The 19366-nt window shown below is 65.7% G+C and carries 17 protein-coding genes; 11 read left to right on the top strand and 6 right to left on the bottom strand.

What is annotated here, in order from left to right; all coding sequences use genetic code 11:
• Window positions 1-81: 81 nt before the first annotated feature.
• Together ccmB and ccmA are read right to left on the bottom strand one after the other, a co-directional pair.
• The gene (gene ccmB / locus ABQY74_RS11360) at window positions 82-777 is read right to left on the bottom strand and encodes a heme exporter protein CcmB (protein ID WP_228607649.1); all 696 of its coding nucleotides are present in this window, start codon (window positions 775-777) and stop codon (window positions 82-84) included.
• Window positions 774-1418 carry a heme ABC exporter ATP-binding protein CcmA gene (gene ccmA / locus ABQY74_RS11355; protein WP_039527017.1) on the bottom strand — a complete coding sequence of 215 codons (645 nt, stop codon included), beginning with the start codon at window positions 1416-1418 and terminating at the stop codon, window positions 774-776. Before ccmA ends, ccmB begins: the two co-directional genes overlap by 4 nt.
• 198 nt (window positions 1419-1616) lie before the next feature.
• Here ccmA and ABQY74_RS11350 point away from each other — a divergent pair, with 198 nt between their 5' ends.
• Both ABQY74_RS11350 and ABQY74_RS11345 read left to right on the top strand, forming a co-directional pair.
• Window positions 1617-2765 (top strand): pyridoxal phosphate-dependent aminotransferase, encoded by a 1149-nt coding sequence (locus ABQY74_RS11350; RefSeq protein ID WP_016904969.1) that lies wholly within the window; start codon window positions 1617-1619, stop codon window positions 2763-2765.
• 148 nt (window positions 2766-2913) lie between these two features.
• On the top strand, window positions 2914-3714 hold the full coding sequence (locus ABQY74_RS11345) for an amidohydrolase (protein ID WP_349791467.1): 801 nt from the start codon (window positions 2914-2916) through the stop codon (window positions 3712-3714).
• A gap of 87 nt (window positions 3715-3801) precedes the next feature.
• On the opposite strand, the gene ABQY74_RS11340 is transcribed toward ABQY74_RS11345, so the two are convergent.
• Window positions 3802-4572: a glutaminyl-peptide cyclotransferase gene (locus ABQY74_RS11340; protein WP_349791465.1), complete on the bottom strand. Its 771-nt coding sequence runs from the start codon at window positions 4570-4572 to the stop codon at window positions 3802-3804.
• Window positions 4573-4737: 165 nt separating this feature from the next.
• Between ABQY74_RS11340 and ABQY74_RS11335 the strand changes: the two genes are divergently transcribed.
• The gene (locus ABQY74_RS11335; protein ID WP_016904973.1) at window positions 4738-5175 is read left to right on the top strand and encodes a hypothetical protein; all 438 of its coding nucleotides are present in this window, start codon (window positions 4738-4740) and stop codon (window positions 5173-5175) included.
• A 199-nt stretch (window positions 5176-5374) separates the two neighbouring features.
• Here the strand turns inward: ABQY74_RS11335 and ABQY74_RS11330 are convergent, their stop codons facing one another.
• From ABQY74_RS11330 to ABQY74_RS11320, 3 genes are read right to left on the bottom strand one after another with little or no spacing between them, the layout of a single operon-like run.
• On the bottom strand, window positions 5375-7021 hold the full coding sequence (locus ABQY74_RS11330; protein WP_039527028.1) for a pseudouridine synthase: 1647 nt from the start codon (window positions 7019-7021) through the stop codon (window positions 5375-5377).
• Window positions 7014-8285, bottom strand: a complete 1272-nt coding sequence (scpB, locus tag ABQY74_RS11325) for an SMC-Scp complex subunit ScpB (RefSeq protein ID WP_349791463.1) — start codon at window positions 8283-8285, stop codon at window positions 7014-7016. Before scpB ends, ABQY74_RS11330 begins: the two co-directional genes overlap by 8 nt.
• The gene (locus tag ABQY74_RS11320) at window positions 8263-9168 is read right to left on the bottom strand and encodes a ScpA family protein (RefSeq protein ID WP_016904542.1); all 906 of its coding nucleotides are present in this window, start codon (window positions 9166-9168) and stop codon (window positions 8263-8265) included. The genes scpB and ABQY74_RS11320 overlap by 23 nt, the downstream gene beginning before the upstream one ends.
• Before the next feature lie 350 nt (window positions 9169-9518).
• Here ABQY74_RS11320 and ABQY74_RS11315 point away from each other — a divergent pair, with 350 nt between their 5' ends.
• The 8 genes from ABQY74_RS11315 to ABQY74_RS11280 all read left to right on the top strand — a co-directional run bounded on the left by ABQY74_RS11315 (window position 9519) and on the right by ABQY74_RS11280 (window position 19343).
• Window positions 9519-9818 (top strand): YciI family protein, encoded by a 300-nt coding sequence (locus ABQY74_RS11315; protein ID WP_016904541.1) that lies wholly within the window; start codon window positions 9519-9521, stop codon window positions 9816-9818.
• Window positions 9815-10084 (top strand): BolA family transcriptional regulator, encoded by a 270-nt coding sequence (locus tag ABQY74_RS11310; protein ID WP_016904540.1) that lies wholly within the window; start codon window positions 9815-9817, stop codon window positions 10082-10084. Before ABQY74_RS11315 ends, ABQY74_RS11310 begins: the two co-directional genes overlap by 4 nt.
• Before the next feature lie 330 nt (window positions 10085-10414).
• Complete coding sequence (locus tag ABQY74_RS11305) at window positions 10415-11437, top strand: LacI family DNA-binding transcriptional regulator (protein WP_039521810.1); 1023 nt, start codon at window positions 10415-10417, stop codon at window positions 11435-11437.
• 121 nt (window positions 11438-11558) lie between these two features.
• The gene (locus ABQY74_RS11300) at window positions 11559-14546 is read left to right on the top strand and encodes a TonB-dependent receptor (protein ID WP_349791460.1); all 2988 of its coding nucleotides are present in this window, start codon (window positions 11559-11561) and stop codon (window positions 14544-14546) included.
• Between the two features lie 101 nt (window positions 14547-14647).
• Window positions 14648-16267, top strand: a complete 1620-nt coding sequence (locus ABQY74_RS11295; protein ID WP_039527041.1) for a glucoamylase family protein — start codon at window positions 14648-14650, stop codon at window positions 16265-16267.
• 3 nt (window positions 16268-16270) lie between these two features.
• A complete protein-coding gene (locus tag ABQY74_RS11290; protein WP_104574734.1) occupies window positions 16271-17629 on the top strand; it encodes a sugar ABC transporter substrate-binding protein in 1359 nt (452 codons plus the stop codon).
• Window positions 17626-18510, top strand: coding sequence for a carbohydrate ABC transporter permease (locus tag ABQY74_RS11285; RefSeq protein ID WP_024940601.1), 885 nt, complete (start codon window positions 17626-17628; stop codon window positions 18508-18510). Before ABQY74_RS11290 ends, ABQY74_RS11285 begins: the two co-directional genes overlap by 4 nt.
• A complete protein-coding gene (locus ABQY74_RS11280; RefSeq protein WP_016904891.1) occupies window positions 18507-19343 on the top strand; it encodes a carbohydrate ABC transporter permease in 837 nt (278 codons plus the stop codon). Before ABQY74_RS11285 ends, ABQY74_RS11280 begins: the two co-directional genes overlap by 4 nt.
• The last annotated feature ends 23 nt before the right edge of the window (window positions 19344-19366 follow it).

Raw genomic sequence — 19366 nt, 5'->3', positions numbered from 1 at the left:
CCTTTGGAATGGCATTGGCTCTCGAAACAGCAACAACGCAATGAGTGGAGCGTCTTGTCGACAGCGTCTCGACCGCAGGGCTCAACTCAAGGAAATCCGGATCGCGGCAGCCGCAGCCAGCGGTGCCAGCACCACGCCGATCACCAATCCGGCGCCCAGCAACAACAACGCACCCACCGCATCCTGTCCTTGTCCGCTGGCCGCGACACTGCCGGCGCCGAACACCAGCACCGGCACGTACAACGGCAACGCCAGCAACGCCACGAGAATACCAGAGCGTTTCATCGTCACCGTCAGCGCCGCAACCACGGCACCAAGCAGGCTCAGAAGCGGTGTGCCCAGCGCCAACGATGCCAGCAGCACCGGTAGTTGGTCATGTGGCAGGTGCAGCAATTCGCCCAGCAGCGGCGTCACCGCGATCAACGGCAGCGCGCTGGTCGCCCAGTGCAGTAGCACGCGCACCGCGATCAGCCACGCCAACGGCACCGGCGCCAGCAGCCATTGCTCCATCGAGCCGTCTTCCACATCGCTGCGGAACAGCGCATCCAGCGACAGCAGCCCGGCCAGCAGCACCGACAGCCACAGCACCGCCGGTGCGGCCTGCGCCAGCAGGTCCGGGCGACCGCCCAGGCCCAGCGCGAACAACACCCCGATCAGCAGGGCGAACAGCGCCGGCTGCAAGGCATCGCTGCGACGGCGCCACAGCAGCTGCAGGTCGCGGCTGAGCAGCGCGCGCGCGGCCTGCCACAGCGAGGGTTGTGGCGAATGCAGGCTCATGCCGCCGCCTCCAGCGTGAGCATGCGCGTGCGCACCGGCGGCGCCGCATAGGCGCCGTGGGTGGTGACCAGCGCCGCGCCACCGCCGCGCAGGTGCGCGGAGATCATCCGGTTGACCAGGGTGATGCCGTCCAGGTCCAGGTTGGCGTAGGGCTCGTCCAGCAGCCACAGCGGGGCCGGCGACAACCACAGCCGCGCCAGCGCCAGGCGCTTGCGCTGGCCGGCCGACAGCTGCCGCACCAACGCATCCTCGTAGCCGGCCAGGCCGACGATGGCAAGCGCACTGCCGGGCATCTGTTTGGCGCGGCGGCCATGCAGGCCGCACAAGAAGTGCAGGTTCTCCAGCGTGCTGAGATCGGCCTTCAGCCCCGGCAAATGGCCCAGATAGGCCATGAAGCGGCTGCGGTCGCCGCGCCGCGCGGTCTTGCCGTCGATCTCGATCTGCCCGCGCTCCACATGCAGCAGCCCGGCCAGCACCCGCAGCAGCGTGGTCTTGCCGGCGCCGTTGTCGCCTTGCACCAGCAGCGCCTCGCCGGCATCGACATGGAAATCCAGCGGGCCGAACACCGGCTCCTCGTTGCGGCTAAAAGCCAGCGCGCGCGCCGCCAGCAGCGGTGGCGCAGTGTGCAGCGGTTCGATCATCGGCGCAGCGGGCTCCCGTCGCAGGACGGCATGGGGTGGGCGAGGCAGGGCGCGCATTGTAGCGACGATGGCGCGTTGCCGGGGGCGCATTCGGCGGCGTGATGTGTCCGGGAACGCTGTTTTGCATCGCCCGGGCGCAACCGCCTGGCGGCTTTGCGTACACTCGCGGTCCCCCCGTTTGTTGCCCGGACAGGCCCGATGCCCCTCACGACCAAGCTGCCCAAGGTGGGCACCACCATCTTCACCGTCATGTCGCAGCTGGCGGCCGAACACAGTGCGGTGAATCTGGGCCAGGGTTTTCCCGATTTCGCGGTGCCGCAGCGGCTGGTCGATGAGCTGACCAAGGCCATGGCGGCCGGCCACAACCAGTACCCGCCGATGACCGGCGTTGCGGCCTTGCGCCAGGCCATCGCCGGCAAGGCGCAGCGCTGTTACGGCGCGCAGGTCGATGCCGACAGCGAGATCACCGTCACCAGCGGTGCCACCGAGGCGATCTTCAACGCCATCCACGCGGTGGTGCGCGCAGGCGAGGAGGTCATCGTGCTGGACCCGGCCTACGACTGCTACGAGCCGGCGATCGACCTGGCCGGCGCGCGCGCCGTGCACGTGGCGCTGGACCCGCAGACCTTCGCCATCGATTGGCCGGCGCTGCGCGCAGCGATCACGCCGAAGACGCGCCTGCTGATGATCAACTCGCCGCACAATCCGTCCGGCGCGATGCTGTCTGCCGATGACATGCAGCGCTTGACCGAGCTGCTGCGCGGCAGCGACATCTTCCTGCTCTCGGACGAGGTGTACGAACACATCGTGTTCGACGGCCGCCGCCACGAATCGGTGTTGCGCTGGCCGGAACTGCGCGAGCGCGCGTTCGTGATTTCCAGCTTCGGCAAGACCTATCACTGCACCGGCTGGAAGATCGGCTACGCCATCGCGCCGCCGGCACTGAGCGCCGAGTTCCGCAAGGTGCACCAGTACAACACCTTCACCAGCTTCGGCCCGGCCCAGCACGCATTCGCCGCAATGATCCGCGACGAACCCGAACACGACGAACACCTCGGCGCGTTCTACCAGGCCAAGCGCGACCGTTTCCGCGAACAGTTGCTGACCACGCGCCTGACGCCGTTGCCGGTGCCCGGCGGCTATTTCCAGCTGGTCGACTATTCGGCGATCAGCGACCTGCCCGACACCGAGTTCGTGAAGTGGCTGACGGTGGAAAAGGGCGTGGCCGCGATTCCGCTGTCGCCGTTCTACGAGACCGCGCCGCAAGGGCAACGACTGGCGCGGCTGTGCTTCGCCAAGAACGATGCGACCCTGGATGCGGCGATCGCGCGGTTGCAGCAGCTCTGAAGAGCTGGGAATCGGGAATCGGGATTCGGGAATCGTAAAAGCGGTTGGTCGCTTTTCGATCTGAATCTGCACTTGGCCCGATGACATAACGCGCTCACCAAACCGCTGTCCGATTCCCCATTCCCGACTCCCCATTCCCGAGCCTCCAATGCCCGACCTGCGCATCTCCCTGATCCAAGGCGACACCCGCTGGCATGACCCGGCCGGCAATCGCGACTATTACGGTGCGTTGCTGGAGCCGTTGGCCGGGCTGACCGATCTGGTGGTCCTGCCGGAGACCTTCACCAGCGGGTTCTCCAACGACGCCATCGACAAGGCCGAGGACATGGATGGGCCGACCGTGGCCTGGGTGTGCGCGCAGGCAGCGCGGCTGGATGCGGCCGTCACCGGTAGCGTGCAATTGCGCACGCCCGAAGGCGTGTTCAACCGGCTGCTGTGGGCCACGCCGGACGGGGCGCTGCAGTATTACGATAAGCGCCATCTGTTCCGCTTCGGCAACGAGCACCTGCGCTACGCGGCCGGGCGCGATCGCCTGACGGTGGAGTGGAAGGGCTGGCGGATCAATCCGCAGGTCTGCTACGACCTGCGCTTTCCGGTGTTCTGCCGCAATCGTTTCGATGTCGAGCGGCCGGGCCAGCTGGATTTCGATCTGCAACTGTTTGTCGCCAACTGGCCGTCAGCGCGTGCCTATGCATGGAAGACGCTGCTGCGCGCACGCGCGATCGAGAACCTGTGCTTTGTGGCAGCGGTCAACCGCGTCGGCGTCGACGGCAATCAGCTGCACTACGCCGGCGACAGCGCCGTGATCGATTTCCTCGGCCAGCCGCAGGTGGAAATTCGCGAGCAGCCGCAGGTGGTCACCACCACCCTCAGCGCTGCCGCCCTGGCCGAACACCGCGCACGCTTCCCGGCGATGCTGGATGCGGATGAATTTGTGATACGGGATTAGGGATTAGCGATTGGTGCAAAGCAGGCAAGGCACGGCCCTTTGCTTGCCCGCTGTTGCGAATCCCCAATCCCAAATCCCCAATCCCGGCTACTCCCCCAACTTGATCTCGTAGATCTTCGGCCACCGCTTGCCGGTGACGAACAGGCGATCGTGCTCGGCGTCGTAGGCGATGCCGTTGAGTACATCGTTGCTTGGGTCGCTCAGGGTGTCGGCGTCCGGCACCAGCGCCTTCAAGTCGATCCAGGCGATCACCTTGCCGCTGGCCGGGTCGATACGTGCGATGCGGGTGGTCAGCCAGACGTTCGCCAACAGCTCGCCGTTGACCCATTCCAGCTCGTTGAGATTGTCCAGCGCCTTGCCGCCGGCAGTGACCTTGATGCTGCCGACCTGCTGCAGCGTCTGCGGATCCAGCCGTCGAATGCGGGCAGTGCCATCGCTCATGTACAGGCTGCTGTCGTCGCGGGTCAGCGCCCAGCCCTCGCCGGAATAACTGAACTGCGTGCGCGGTGTCAGCGTGGCCAGGTCGTAGACAAACCCGCGCTGGTTGCGCCAGGTCAGCTGGATCAGGCGGTCGTGCCAGGCCACGATGCCTTCGCCGAAAAACGGCGCCGGTGTCGAGGCCTGCTGCAGGACGCGGCCGGTCTCCAGCTCGACCTTGCGCACGCTGGACTGGCCCAGTTCGCCGGTGCTCTCGTACAGGTAGCCGTCGAGATAGAACAGGCCTTCGGTAAAGGCGGCGGTGTCGTGCGGATAGGTGCGCACGACGGTGTAGCCCTGGGTCGGGATGGTCTCGCCGCAGTGGGCGAGGGTGGGCAGCAGCAGGGCGGCGAAGAACAGGCTGTAGGCAGTGCGTGGCATGCCGCAATCATCCCATGCCGCCGTCGCAGACTGTGGCGGCGCAGGCTGCCGGCCGGCGAAATAATGATTCGCTGAACGGTCGCATGCGCGGTGCCGGCATGTTGTCGCGGCTGCCACACCGGCGCTGCTAGGCTCGGCGCCACGTTCACCAACCGGAATGCCCGCATGATCAAGTCCCTTTCCCTCTTCGCGCTGCTGGGCGCCGCAACGCTTGCACCGCAGGCGCAGGCCGCCGGCAACATTGACTGCCAGCTGTCGTTCAACCTGTCGGGTTGGTCGGTGTTCTACAAGACCGCCAGCGGCACCGGCACCATCAAGTGCGACAACGGCGCGGTGATCCCGGTCAAGATCTCCAGCAAGGGCGGCGGCCTGACCGTCGGCAAGTCCAAGATCGTCGGCGGCCGCGGCACCTTCTCCGGCGCCTACAGCCTCAATGATCTATTCGGCACCTACGCGGCGGCCGAAGCGCATGCCGGCGTGGTCAAGTCCAGCACGGCACAGGTGGTCACCAAGGGCGACATTTCGCTGGCCCTGGCCGGCACCGGCGAGGGCGTCGATCTGGGCGTAGCGGTGGGCAACTTCGTCATCGAGCGTCGCAAGTAAGACGCTGCGCGGTGCAGCGCAGGCGTCGCCAATGGTCGACACCTGCGTGGACGCGCAGCGCCCGAACAGTGGGCCCTGCACTGTTGCTGTACGAACTCGGTGTTACTGCTGTTTCCAGCAACTGCGATGCCGGGAGCGACGGAAATACCAATAAAAAACGGCCCTTTGCAGGGCCGTTTTTTATTGCGCGTGCCGCAGCTTAGCGACCGCGATTACCGCCGCCGCCTGGCGGGCGACGATTACCGCCACCGGGGGGACGACCACCCGGGCCGCCGGGTCCACGCGGCGCGCCGCCCGGACCACCCGGACCGCGATTGCCGCCCGGACCACGGTTGCCACCGGGGCCACCCGCGCGTGCGCCGGTCGGGCGACCGGCCGCAGGACGTGCCGCGCCATACGGGCTGAAACCCGGGTTGGCGTGATCGGACGGAAAGCTCGGCGCGTTGCCCGGATGGCCGTACGGGTGCTTGCGCTGACCCTGGCCCTGACCCTGCGACTGGCCCTGTCCGCCACCGGCGCCGCCACGCCCCGCGCCGCCTGCGCCGGGACGTGCATTGCCCGCGCCGCCACCTGGACGTGCGCCGCCCGGACCCTTCTTCGCGTACGGGCGTGCCTGGCCGGTGCCGGGGCCACTGGGGCCGGCATTGCGGTGGCCGCTCGGCCCGGTGCTCACGCCATCGGGCACATACCAGCTGCGGAACGCGGCCGGGTTGCCGTCTGGCAGGGCGCGGTCGCCCTTGCCGGGAGCGCGCTGCTTGAACGGGCGCTGCTGCGACTGCTTGGCCGCCGCTTCGCCGCTGACGGTGAGGCCGCCGCGGAAACCGCCTGGCTTGCCACGGCCACGGCCGCCGCGATCTTCGCGCAGGTTGTCGAAGCGACGCAGTTCACGGCCTTCGTCGGCGCCGGAGGTCTGGCCGTTGACGTAGGCATTGCTGCGGCCATCGCGCGAGACGTGCACGGTGGACTTGGCGGCGCGGCGCTGGCCGATCACCGGCTGCAGCGTCAGCGCCGACGGCGCGCCTTCTTCCAGCTTGAGTTCGGCGCGCAGGCTGTCGACCTTGTCCTGCGCCACTTCGATGGACTGCCCACGCAGCAATTCGCGCGGCAGCGAGATCTTGCCGTAGCGGCTGCGCTTGAGGCGACTGACCTGGCAGCCCTGCGACTCCCACAGGCGACGCACTTCGCGGTTGCGGCCTTCCTTGACCACCACGCGGAACCAGTCGTGCGAGTCGGTGCCGCCGATGCGTTCGATCTCGTCGAACTTGGCGCCGCCGTCTTCCAGCAGCACACCGCGCGACAGGCGCTCGATGATGGCGTCGGAGACCTTGTCCTCGCCTTCCGGGGCGCGTACGCGCACCACGTATTCGCGCTCGACCTCGTAGGAGGGATGCATCATCGCGTTGGCCAGCTCACCGTCAGTGGTCAGCAGCAGCAGACCGGTGGTGTTGATGTCCAGGCGGCCGATGGCGATCCAGCGCGAGCCCTTCAATGCCGGCAGCGACTCGAACACGGTCGGGCGGCCTTCGGGGTCTTCGCGGGTGGTCACTTCGCCTTCGGGCTTGTTGTAGATCAGCACGCGCGAGGGCTCGGTCAGCGCGCTGGCCACGAAACTGCGGCCATCCAGCTCGATCTTGTCGCCGCTGCGCACCGACATGCCGGTCTGCGCGACGGCGCCATTGACCTTGATCAGGCCATCGGCAATGCGCTGTTCCAGCGCGCGGCGCGACCCCAGTCCGGCCTGGGCCAGCACCTTGTGCAGGCGCTCTTCCAGCTTGGGCGCTTCGGGCGCGCTGTCGCGCTTGAGGGAAAGCTTGTTCAACGACAGCTTGCGGGGGGTGTCACTCATGTGTCTGGCTCCGGCCGACGCGTTCTGGGTCGGCCTCTGGGTCGGAATCGGCTTCGTCAACAGCCACGGTCGTCGTCGCGACGGCGTTGTCTTCGTCTTCGTTCACTGCATCCGCGCGCGTTCCCGGCGCGGTGTCGGGGTCGCCCTCACGGGCGTCATCTGGGTCCAGCGGGTTTGGGTCCTGCGCCGAGGCATGCTCGGGGTGTTGCGGTGTTTGGTTACTTAGTTCATCGGCGCTGGCGTGGTCATCGACCGCGTCGGCGTGGTGTTCGATTTCGTCGTCGACTGCAGTGCCTGGGCTGGCGGTCTGGTCGCTGTCGTCTACATCAACATCGGTATCACCATCGCCATCGCCATCGGCATCAACGGCCAGCTCGGTATCGGCATCGACGTGCATTGCATCGTCGCTGTCGCTGGTTGCATCGGTGGTGCTGTCCGATGCAGGCAGCACATCCTCGGCATCGCGCTGTTCCGGCGCGGCGTCGCCCGGGTCGGCGTCCACGTCAGCACCTGCATCCGCCGCCGCGTCAGTCCGGGCGGCAATCGCCGCATCGGCGCCGGCGCCGTCTGCATCCGCCATATCCGGGTCTGGATCTGTCTCCGGACCCGATTCAGCATGCTCCGCACCCATCGCCGCCGACGCCGGCACCGCCCCATCCAGTTGGCCGTCGCGGTCCAGCGGCAGCTGCGGTTCCAGCTCGGCGATGTCCTTCAACTCAGACAATGGCGGCAGCTCGTCCAATCGCTTGAGCCCGAAGTAATCCAGAAAGCCCTTGGTGGTGCCGAACAGGGCCGGCTTGCCGGGCACGTCCCGGTGGCCCACCACGCGGATCCACTCGCGTTCTTCCAGCGCCTGGATGATGTTGCTGCTGACCGCCACGCCGCGCACCTGCTCGATCTCGCCGCGGGTGATCGGCTGGCGGTAGGCGATCAGCGCCAGGGTTTCCAGCGTGGCGCGGGTGTACTTGGTGCGGCGCTCGGTCCACAGCCGGGCGACCCAGCCATGCACGTCCGCCTTGACCTGGAAGCGGAAGCCCGAGGCCACCTCGACCAGCTCCACGCCGCGCTCGGCGCAGCCGTCGCGCAGCAGTTCCAGCGCGCGCTCGACGCTGCCGGGCGGCGCCGGTTCTTCTTCCGGAAACACGCCTTGCAGCTGCGCCAGCGTCAGCGGCTGGCTGCTCGCCAGCAGGGCGGCTTCGATAATGCGGGTGATCAACGCTTGATCCATTCGGTGATCGGCTTCAGAGAGGTTCGTTGGCGGCATCGCTGTCGTCGAATTCGCTGGAGAACTGCAGCGGCGCATTGGTGTTGCCCAAGGCCAGCGACTTCACGTAGATCGGCGCCAGCGGCGCCTCCTGCACGATGTCCAGCAATTGCTCCTTGGCCAGTTCGAGCAGCGCCAGGAAGGTGACCAGTACGCCGAGCTTGCCTTCTTCGGTCGTGAACAGCGATTCGAAGCGATAGAACCTGCCATCGTCCAGACGGCTCAGCACATCGCCCATGCGCTGGCGCACACTCAGCGCCTCGCGCTTGATCGCATGGCCGGTGAACAGCTCGGCGCGTTTGAGCACGTCGTACAGCGCCATCAGCATTTCTTTCAGTTCCACCGGCGGCGGCAGCTTGACCGCGGCGCGCTCGGGCAGATGCGCCTGCACCGGCGCGCTGTCGCGGCCCATGCGCGGCAGGGTGTCCAGATCCTCGGCAGCCTGCTTGAAGCGTTCGTATTCCTGCAGCCGGCGCACCAGCTCGGCGCGCGGATCGTTTTCTTCGCCTTCCTCGCTGGGCGGGCGCGGCAACAGCATGCGCGACTTGATCTCGGCCAGGATCGCGGCCATCACCAGATATTCGGCCGCCAGTTCGAAGCGCAGCTCCTGCATCACGTTGATGTAATCCACGTACTGCCGGGTGATCTCGGCGACGGGAATATCCAGGATGTCCAGATTCTGGCGGCGGATCAGATACAGCAGCAGGTCCAGCGGACCTTCGAAGGCATCCAGGATGACTTCCAGCGCGTCCGGCGGAATATACAGATCCTGCGGGATCTGCAGCACCGGTTGCCCATGCACCACCGCCAGCGGCATTTCCTGCTGCTGTGGCGGCGCGCTCGTGGCTGGCGGATTCGCGTCGTGCGCGAGTTCGGAATTCATCAGGTCGACATCGGGTCTTACGGTCGCCGGCCGCGGTCTGAGCCGCGCCTGCAGGGCTTTGCCTTGAGTTATTGCGATCAATGTCGTGCCCGTGCCAGCACGATCCTACAAATCCACATACAACGTGCGCCGCGTGGCATGCGGCGACGGAACAGCGAGGAGGTCGTCTACGCGGGTCGGCGGTGGGCAGCGAATCGGTCGTCGAGGAGGCGTGGGGCCTGGGCCGACGGGCCGCTGCGTCCGATTGCGTGTGCAGTGATGGCAAGGGTAATGCGTACGCGGGGGCGGTGTCCAGCGCTGAGGCGGCTAGAATCCCGAGGCTGTTCTTCACGTCTTGGGCGAGGTGGCCTATGTGGTACGTAATCGAAGGGTATGACCGGGCCGACGCACTGGCGGCCCGGCAGCAGGCGCGACCGGCGCATCTGGCCCGTTTGCAGGCGCTGGCGGCGGCAGGTCGCCTGCTGGTGGCCGGCCCATGCCCGGCGATCGATGCCGAGGATCCGGGCCCGGCCGGTTTCAGTGGCAGCGTGGTCATCGCCGAATTCGACGCGCTGGACGACGCCCGCGCCTGGGCCGATGCCGATCCGTATGTCGAGGCGGGCGTCTACGTGCGCACCGAGGTCCGCCCGTTCCGCCGGGTGCTGCCATGAGCCGGGTCGAGCGGATCCGTACCGCGCTGCAGGCGGCGCTGGCGCCGACCGAGCTGGAGGTGGTGGACGACAGCCATCGCCACGCCGGGCATGCCGGCGCGCGCGACGGGCGTGGGCATTTCAATGTGCGCGTGGTCAGCGCCGCCTTTGCCGGCAAGCCGCCGCTGGCGCGTCACCGCGCGGTCTACGCCGCGGTCGGCGAGATGATGCAGACCGATATCCACGCGCTGTCGATCGAGGCGATCGCGCCGGGCGAGGCAGGGTAACCAGGCCACTCAACCCGCAATCGTAGGAGCGCACCCGGGCGCGACAGGCCTTACCGATAGCCCCCGTCGCGCCCGGGTGCGCTCCTACGGGGGCGACCGCTTGCTGTTCAGCGGACCAAACTGCCCCAACCGTGATCGCCGTCGGCCTGCAGATGTGGACATATGGGCGGTATTTGTTGCGTCGCAACACATCGCTTCACGTATTCATCACTTGCAGATGCTTGATCTGTAAGCGTTTTCACGGGCGTGAAGACAGGGGTTTACGCCCTTGTATGAAAACGCTTACAGTCCGCGCCAGTTTTGGGAACTCGGTCGCGGAGGGCGACACGAATGGCCAAGGGTGCGGTCACCATCAAAGATGTCGCCAGGGAAGCACAGGTCTCCGTTGCAACGGTGTCGCGTGCGCTCAATGGGCATGACAACGTCGCCGGGCCGGTGCGCCAGCTGGTGCAGGACGTGGCCGCGCGGCTGCGCTACAGCCCGCATGCGGCAGCCCGCAGCCTGAGCAGCCGACGCACCCAGACCCTGGGCGTGGTGCTGCCCGATCTGTATGGCGAATTCTTTTCCGAGCTGATCCGCGGGATCGATGGTGCGGCGCGCGCCGCCGGCCAGCATCTGCTGGTGTCCAGTTACCACGGTGACCCGGAAGCGCAGGGCAGGGCGCTGCAGTCCATGCGCGGGCGCGTGGATGGTCTGCTGGTGCTGTCGCCGTACGCCGAGCAGCCCGGGTTCCTCACCGACAACCTGCCGCAGGCGCTGCCTACGGTGTTGATCAACGCGCACGTTCCCGGCGATGCCTATCCGGTGCTGAGCATCGACGACCATGCCGGCGCGATGGCGATGACCGAACATCTGCTGTCGGCCGGACATCGACGCATCGCCTTCATCGGCGGGCCGGCCCTCAATTTCGATGCGCGCGAACGCCTGCGTGGCTTCCGCGATGCGATCGCCGCCTACGGCGATACCGCGCAAGGCATCGAATTCCCCGGCGACTTCGACGAGGCCTCCGGCCACCGCGCCGGGCAGGCGATGCTGGCCGGCGGCGCGCTGCCCGACGCGGTATTCGCCGCCAACGACATGACCGCGCTGGGCTGCCTGTACGCATTTGCCCAGGCCGATGTCTCGGTGCCTGGCGATGTGGCACTGGCCGGTTTCGACGATATTCCACTGGCCCGTTTCGTCCACCCGGCGCTGACCACGATGCGGGTCAGCATCGCGCGCCTGGGCGAGCAGGCGATGTCCCGGCTGATGCGGCTGGTGGACCAGCCCGGCCGCGATGACGGCATCCGCCAACTGCTCACGCCCGAGCTGGTGATCCGCGCCTCCTGCGGCGCCGGCGAGCCCGGCCCCTGAGGTTTCCTGCCCGCTGACCCTTTTCGCGGACGTTCTGTCCGCTCCCGCTGCCCCCCGCAGCGGTCGTTCCTGCAAGTCGCAACGCCACAACAACAATCTGTACCGATCCCTGGAGGGACCAATGCGCCACCACTACCCCCATTCCGCCAGTCCGGCGCGCAAGCTGCTCAGCTGCGCCCTGGCCAGTTGCCTGTTGCTTGGTGCCGCACCGGCCTTTGCGCAGAGTGCTGCGGCGACCATCCGCGGCCAGGTCACCGTCGACTCGGCACCTGCCAGCCAGGCCCAGGTCACCGCGACCAATCTCGCCACCGGCCTGACCCGCACCGTGCAGGTCAGCAATGGCGGCTACTCGCTCGGCGGCCTGCCGCCGGGTTCGTACCGCTTGGACGTCACCGCCAACGGCCAGACCACCTCGCAGAACGTCACCGTGCAGGTCGGCCAGACCGCGACCCTGAACCTGGGCGTCGGCGGCGAACCGGCCACGGCTGACGGTGGTAACGCCACCACGCTGGACGCGGTGCAGGTCAAGGCCCCGCCGGTACTGGTGGAAACCCGTACCTCCGAAAACGCCACCTATATTTCCAACGTGCAGATCCAGAACCTGCCGCGCGCCACGCGCAACTTCCTGGAACTGGCCGACACCGTGCCGAACGTGCAGTTCACCCGCGAGGCCAACGGCACCACCAAGGTGCGCTCGGGCGCTACTTCGGCCGAAGGCACCAACGTCTACATCGACGGCGTGAGCCAGAAGAACTACGTGCTGACCGGCGGCGTCAGCGGCCAGGATTCCAGCCGCGGCAATCCGTTCCCGCAGTCGGCGATCGGCGAGTACAAGGTCATCACCTCCAACTACAAGGCCGAGTTCGACCAGGTCAGCGGCGCGGCCATCGTGGCCTCGTCCAAGTCCGGCACCAACGATTTCCACGGCAGCTTCTTCTGGGATACCAGCAACGACAGCTGGCGCGAAGAAAGCCCGCTGGAAAAGCGCGCCGGCGTGCGTGACGACTTCGAGGAAACCCAGTACGGCGCCACCTTCAGCGGCCCGATCCTCAAGGACAAGGCGCATTTCTTCGTCGCCTATGAAGCCAAGGAATACACCACCCCGAACGTGGTGATCCCCGGTTCGATCTATTCGGACCGCGTCGATCAGCTGCCCACGCAGTTGCAGCCGCTGGTCGCCACCTACAGCACGCCGTTCAAGGAAGACCTGTACTTTGCCAAGATCGACTGGACCATCGGCGACAACAGCCTGTTCGAGCTGAGCGGCAAGTACCGCAAGGAAGACGAACTCAACGATGTCGGCGGCACCTCGACCCTGGAGCACGGCAGCATCAACGGCCAGGAAGAAAAGCGCGCCAACCTGCGTTGGCAGTACAGCGGTGCCAACTTCCTCAACGAAGCCAACCTCAGCTACGAAAGCGCGTTCTGGAACCAGGCGCCGATCAACAACGGCACCGGCTATGTGCTGAGTTATGCGCCAGTGCGCGGCATCGAGGACGAAGTGCTGTCCGCCGGCGCCGGCAGCAGCTTCCAGCGCAAGGGTCAGAAGGGCTGGACCTTCCAGGACGATTTGACCCTGAACAGCCTGGAATGGCACGGCGCGCACACCGTCAAGATGGGCGTGAAGTTCAAAAGCATCGATCTGGATTCCACCCAGTTCAATCCGGCCAACCCGCAGTACTACTACAACATCCTCGGCGATCTCGAAACGCCGTACCGGGTGCGCTTCGGTGCGCCGCTGGTCGAAGGTGGCGGTTCGGTGGTGTCCAAGAACAAGCAGTACGGCATCTACCTGCAGGACGACTGGGAGGTCAACGAGCACTGGACCCTGAACCTGGGCGTGCGCTATGACTACGAAGAAACCCCGGCGTTCCTGGACTTCGTGACCCCGTCCGACGTCGCCGGTGCGCTGCAGAACTGGCCCAACCTGCAGAACGCCAACTACAACATCAACAACTTCATCAGCACCGGCAACAACCGCAAGGCATTCAAGAATGCCTGGCAGCCGCGCCTGGGTGCCTCCTACGACCTGTTCGGCGATCAGGCCCACGTGATCTACGGTGGTGCCGGCCGCGCCTACGACCGCAACATCTTCGATTACCTGGCGCTCGAGCAGCTCAACAACTCGTTCAAGTCCTACAGCTATTACTTCACCAACCCCAACAACCAGAATAGCCAAGCCTGCCTGGGCGACCCGTGCGTGGCCTGGAATCCGGCTTACAACACCCAGGAAGGTCTCGACGCACTGGCGGCAACCAGCAGTGGCGGCGGCGGTCGCGAGGTCTACCTGATCGACAACAACATCAAGACCCCGTACTCGGATCAATTCAGCATCGGCATGCGCAACATGGTGCCGCTGTGGGGCCAGGACTGGTTCACCGACGTGACCCTGAGCCGCATCGAAAGCCATGACGGCTTCGCGTTCGTGCGCGGCAACCGTCTGCCGGACGGGTCGTTCTTCCAGCCGGGCACCACTTCCGGCTCGCCGACCGACGGCCCGGATGGCTACAGCGCCATCGTGTTGGGGACCAACGGCGTGGAAACCCGCAACAACCAGCTCGCCCTGCAGGTCGAAAAGCCGTTCGACGAGGAGTCCGGCTGGGGCCTGACGGTGGCCTACACCTATTCCGATGCCAAGGAGAATCGCCAGTTCGGCGAGCATTACGCACTGGACCGCGAGCGCGTTGAAGACTACGGCTGGCGCGAGGCTGGCGGCATTCCGAAGAATCGCCTGGTGGTCACCGGCATCTACGAGCTGCCGTACGAGATCAAGCTGTCCGGCAAGCTGTCGCTGGCCAGCCAGACCGCGCGCTACGGGCAGAACTGCCTGGCCGGCAACGACCAGTGCTACATCGTGCAGTTCAAGCCGGACGGCACGCTGGGCTACAAGGAGTTCAGCATCGCCGCCAATAAAGAGTGGGATACCGGCGCAGGTGTCAAATTCAACGTGCGTGCGGATATCCTCAACGTGTTCAATTGGGTGAACTACGCCAACTTTAACGGCGAGACCGGGACACTCGGAGACTTGAACACGGCTTACGGCACCCCGACTGGCGTGCTGGCGTCGCCGATGCGTACCTTCCGTCTGGCCTTCGGCTTGAACTGGTGAGGTACTCGACCGCCCCGGCAGTTGCCGGGGCGGTCGAACTCGGCGCTTGGATAGGGTAGGTTGGCGTGCGAGATGTAATCGATTACACAAGTGGGGGGCGGATGAACAGGGGCAGGACTTCGTATTGGTTGACGATTCCACTATTGCTGGGTGCGCTGGTGCTGGCGTCCTGCAAGCAGGCCGAGGAACCCAAAGTGGCCGAAAAGAAGGCGCCAGTGAAAGTCATCCTGGTCGAAGCGCAGCTGCCACCCAAGCCGGTCAAGCCGGCGCTGCCGCCGCTGTTCTCGGACATCGAGCGCCGCACCTTCCAGTTTTTCTGGGATACCACCAACGAACTCAATGGGCTGTCGCCGGACCGGTTTCCATCACGTCCGTTCGCCAGCATCGCCTCGGTGGGGTTCGCGCTGACCGCGTACCCGATCGGCATCGAGAACGGCTGGGTCAGTCGCAATCAGGCAATCGACCGCACCCTGACCACACTCAAATTTTTCCGCGATGCGCCAATGGGGCCGCAGCGGACCGGTAGGGCCGGGTACAAGGGCTTCTACTACCACTTTCTGGACATGCAGCAGGGCAACCGTTACGACAGCTGGGTCGAGCTGTCGAGCGTGGATACCGCGCTGCTGATGATGGGCGTGTTGTTCACCCAGTCGTATTACGACGGCGACGACCCGCGCGAGAAGGAGATCCGGCAGATCGCCGATGCGCTGTACAAGCGCGTGGACTGGCGCTGGCTGCAGCAGCGCGCGCCGCTGATCTCGATGGGCTGGTTCCCCGAGAGCGGCTTCATCGACCACGACTGGATGGGCTACAACGAGGCGATGATGCTGTACATCCTCGCGCTCGGCTCGCCGACCCATGGCGTGGACGTGGATGCCTGGACCAGCTGGACCCGCACCTACAACAACGACTGGGGCGTCTACCAGGGCCAGGAATACCTGTCCTTCGGCCCGCTGTTCGGTCACCAGTACAGCCATGTCTGGATCGACTTCCGCGATATCCAGGACCAGTACATGCGCGAACGCGGCATCGACTATTTCCTCAACAGCCGCCGCGCCACCCTGGCCCAGCGCGACTACGCCATCGACAACCCGATGAAGTGGAAGGACTACGGCGAGAACGTCTGGGGCCTGACCGCCGGTGACGGCCCGCAGAACACCAGCCAGGAATACCGTGGCGAGCAGCGCCAGTTCCGCCACTATTCCTCGCGCGGCGCCGGCCTGCGCGAGAACTTCGACGACGGCACCATCGTGCCGTCGGCGGCGATTTCCTCGATCGTGTTCGCCCCGGAAGTGGTGATCCCGGCCACCGAAGAAATGCACAAGCGCTATGGCGACTTCCTGTATTCCAGCTACGGCTTTCTGGACTCGTTCAATCCCAGCTTCAACTACGACATCCCGCTCAAGACCGGGCGCATGGTGCCGGACCGTGGCTGGGTGGCCAGCGACTACATCGCCATCGACCAGGGCCCGATCCTGGCGATGATCGCCAACTACCAGAACGAGTTCGTCTGGACCGTGATGAAGAAGAACCCCTACATCCGGGCCGGTCTGGAACGCGCCGGCTTCACCGGCGGCTGGCTCACTCCCGAAGGCGAGCCGCAGCCGGCGCCGCAGAAGGATGAGCAAAAGGCCGCCGCCCGCGCGCTGGGCATGGCCGAGTCGCGTGCCGCCGCCGCCCAGGCCCAGCAAGACCCCTCGCAACGCCAAAAACCCGAGTAATCCGTGCGCCTTTTGAAACTGTTGATGATCTCCGCCGCACTGTGTCTGGGTGTGGCGGGATGCGAACGCTCCGACCCCGGCAAGACCACCGTGCGCTTCTGGGCCATGGGCAAGGAGGCCGAAGTGGTCGCCGAGCTGGTGACCGACTTCGAGAAGCAAAATCCCGACATCCACGTGGATGTGCAGAACATCCCGATGACGGCGGCGCACGAAAAACTGCTGACCGCCTTTGCCGCCGATGGCTTGCCGGACGTGTGCCAGCTCGGCAACACCTGGCTGCCGGAGTTCGCCCTGCTGGACACGCTGGAACCGATGCAGCCGTATGTGGCGCGTTCCAGGATCGTCGACCCGCAGGATTATTTCCCCGGCGTGTGGGACACCAATCTGGTCGACGGCACCCTGTATGGCGTGCCGTGGTATGTGGACACCCGGCTGCTGTTCTATCGCAAGGACCTGCTGCGCGAGGCCGGCTATAGCGAGATGCCCAAGACCTGGGCCGAGATGGAACAGGTGATGGCGGCGATCAAGCGCAAGGTCGGCCCGGACCGCTACGCCATCCTGATGCCGCTCAACGAATTCGAGCAGCAGCTGTCGTTCGCGCTGCAGCAGGACGACCGCCTGCTGCGCGACCACGACAACTACGGCAACTTCCGCGGCGAAGGCTTCCGCAAGGCGCTGGGCTTCTACGACACCATGTATCAGAAAGGCTGGGCGCCGAAGGTCTCCGAGACCCAGGTCTCCAATGTCTGGTACGAGTTCTTCAACGGCTACTACGCGTTCTATCTGTCCGGCCCGTGGAACGTGCGCGAGTTCAAGCTGCGCCAGCCGCCGGGCATGGAAGGCAAGTGGGGCACTGCGCCGCTGCCGGGGCCCAACGGCCTGGGCGCGGGCATTGCCGGCGGTTCCAGCCTGGTGATCTTCAAGTCGTCGCAGCACAAGGACGCCAGCTGGAAGCTGATCGAATACCTGTCGCAGCCGCAGGTGCAGGCGCGCTTCCACGCCATCATCGGCGACCTGCCGCCGCGCCGCAGCACCTGGAAGTTGCCCTCGCTGGCCAACGACGAACTGGCGCATGCCTTCGGCGACCAGCTGGAGCGGGTCAAGGCCACGCCCAAAGTGCTGGAGTGGGAGCGCATCGTGCAGGAAATGCGCCTGGTGACCGAGCGCGTGGTGCGTGGCGGCCAATCACATGAGGCCGCCGTGCAGGAACTGGATAAACGCGTGGACGAGATTCTGGCCAAGCGCCGCTGGATCTTCGAACAGGAGGGCGGGCATGTCGGTCCGGCTGGTGAAACGGCAACGCCTGCGGCGACACCTGCCGCAGCGCCAGCACCGGCAGCGGGCGAGGGAGCGGCACGATGATGAAGCGTAATTCCGTCGCCGGCTGGGTGTTCGCCGCGCCGTCGATCCTGGTGCTGGGCATGTTCTTCGGCGTGCCGGTGTTTGCCGCGCTGGTGCTCAGCGTCACCGACTTCGATCTGTACGCGCTGGCCGACAGCGGCCATCTGCGCTTCGTCGGCCTGGGCAACTACATCGACCTGCTGCAGACGCCGCTGTTCTGGAAGTCGTTGTGGAACACCACGTATTTCGTGCTGCTGGGCGTGCCGATGTCGATCGGGGTGTCGCTGGGCGCCGCATTGCTGCTCAATGCCAAGGCCTCGCGCTTTAAGGCGTTGTTCCGCACCGCCTTGTTCGCCCCGGTGGTGACCACGCTGGTGGCGGTGGCGGTGATCTGGCGCTATCTGTTCCACATCAAGTACGGCCTGGTGAACTTCGGTCTGAGCCATCTGGGCATCGCCCCGATCGACTGGCTGGGCGACCCGCGCTGGGCGATGCCGACCATCATGCTGTTCGCGGTGTGGAAGAACTTCGGCTACAACATGGTGATCTTCCTGGCCGGGCTGCAGGCGATCCCGCAGGACCTGTATGAGGCCGCGCGCATCGATGGCGCCTCGCGCTGGAAGCAGTTCCTGCATATCACCCTGCCGATGCTTGGCCCGGTGCTGATGGTGGTCGGGGTGATCACCATCTCCGGCTACTTCCAGCTGTTTGCCGAGCCCTACGTGATGACCCGCGGCGACCCACTGCAAAGCACCGTGAGCGTGCTGTATTTCATGTTCGAGGAAGGCTTCAAGTGGTGGAACCTCGGCCGCGCGTCGGCGGTGGCGTTCCTGTTGTTCCTGATCATCCTGGCGGTGACCACCGTGATGCTGCGCTTTGGCCGCAAGAGGGATTTGATATGAGTCGTGATGTCGGCCAATCGCGCTGGAATGGCGTGCTGATCAACGGTGGCCTGCTGCTGCTGGCGCTGGTCAGCCTGGCGCCGCTGTTGTGGATGCTGTCGGTGTCGTTCATGCCCACCGGCGAGGCCAGCCGCTTTCCGCCGCCGATGCTGCCCTCGGCGTTCACCACCGCCAACTACCACGAGCTGTTCGCGCGCACCGGCATGGCGCGCAATTTCGCCAACAGCCTGATGGTGTCCGGGCTGATCACGCTCGGCTCGCTGCTGATCAACACCATGGCCGGCTATGCGTTCGCCAAGCTGCAGTTCGTCGGCCGTGAGCGCATCTTCAAGATCCTGATGGCCGCGTTGGTGATTCCAGCGCAGGTGGCGATGCTGCCGTTGTTCCTGTTGATGAAGCAGCTGCATCTGGTCAACAACATCGGCGGGGTGGTGGTGCCGGCGCTGGCGACGGTGTTCGGCATCTTCCTGGTGCGCCAGTACGCGCGCAGCATTCCCGATGAACTGATCGAGGCCGCGCGCATCGACGGCGCCAGCGAGATGCGGATCTTCTTCCAGATCGTGCTGCCGATGCTCAAGCCGGTGCTGGTCACCCTGACCATCTTCACCTTCATGGGCTCGTGGAACGATTTCATGTGGCCGCTGATCGTGCTGACCGACCAGGAGCAGTACACCTTGCCGGTGGCGCTGGCCGCACTGTCGCGCGAGCACATCATGGACGTGGAGCTGATGATGGCCGGCGCAGTGGTGACGGTGATTCCGGTGCTGCTATTGTTCGTCGCGCTGCAGCGCTACTACATCCAAGGTCTTCTGCTAGGGAGTGTGAAGGGGTGAAGCCAATGTTCCTGCGATTGTTT

Source organism: Xanthomonas sp. WHRI 7064 (genome assembly GCF_040202355.2).
Lineage (GTDB): Bacteria > Pseudomonadota > Gammaproteobacteria > Xanthomonadales > Xanthomonadaceae > Xanthomonas > Xanthomonas arboricola.
This window is presented reverse-complemented; position numbering and strand designations above follow the sequence as displayed.

Coding starts and splice junctions, on each gene's coding strand:
- ABQY74_RS11300 (WP_349791460.1), top strand. CDS start 11,559: ATGCGCCACCACTACCCCCATTCCGCCAGTCCGGCGCGCAAGCTGCTC.
- ABQY74_RS11345 (WP_349791467.1), top strand. CDS start 2,914: ATGCCCGACCTGCGCATCTCCCTGATCCAAGGCGACACCCGCTGGCAT.
- ABQY74_RS11340 (WP_349791465.1), bottom strand. CDS start 4,572: ATGCCACGCACTGCCTACAGCCTGTTCTTCGCCGCCCTGCTGCTGCCC.
- ABQY74_RS11330 (WP_039527028.1), bottom strand. CDS start 7,021: ATGAGTGACACCCCCCGCAAGCTGTCGTTGAACAAGCTTTCCCTCAAG.
- ABQY74_RS11285 (WP_024940601.1), top strand. CDS start 17,626: ATGATGAAGCGTAATTCCGTCGCCGGCTGGGTGTTCGCCGCGCCGTCG.
- ABQY74_RS11350 (WP_016904969.1), top strand. CDS start 1,617: ATGCCCCTCACGACCAAGCTGCCCAAGGTGGGCACCACCATCTTCACC.
- ccmA (WP_039527017.1), bottom strand. CDS start 1,418: ATGATCGAACCGCTGCACACTGCGCCACCGCTGCTGGCGGCGCGCGCG.
- ABQY74_RS11280 (WP_016904891.1), top strand. CDS start 18,507: ATGAGTCGTGATGTCGGCCAATCGCGCTGGAATGGCGTGCTGATCAAC.
- ABQY74_RS11295 (WP_039527041.1), top strand. CDS start 14,648: ATGAACAGGGGCAGGACTTCGTATTGGTTGACGATTCCACTATTGCTG.
- ABQY74_RS11310 (WP_016904540.1), top strand. CDS start 9,815: ATGAGCCGGGTCGAGCGGATCCGTACCGCGCTGCAGGCGGCGCTGGCG.
- ABQY74_RS11315 (WP_016904541.1), top strand. CDS start 9,519: ATGTGGTACGTAATCGAAGGGTATGACCGGGCCGACGCACTGGCGGCC.
- ABQY74_RS11335 (WP_016904973.1), top strand. CDS start 4,738: ATGATCAAGTCCCTTTCCCTCTTCGCGCTGCTGGGCGCCGCAACGCTT.
- ABQY74_RS11320 (WP_016904542.1), bottom strand. CDS start 9,168: ATGAATTCCGAACTCGCGCACGACGCGAATCCGCCAGCCACGAGCGCG.
- ABQY74_RS11305 (WP_039521810.1), top strand. CDS start 10,415: ATGGCCAAGGGTGCGGTCACCATCAAAGATGTCGCCAGGGAAGCACAG.
- ccmB (WP_228607649.1), bottom strand. CDS start 777: ATGAGCCTGCATTCGCCACAACCCTCGCTGTGGCAGGCCGCGCGCGCG.
- scpB (WP_349791463.1), bottom strand. CDS start 8,285: ATGCCGCCAACGAACCTCTCTGAAGCCGATCACCGAATGGATCAAGCG.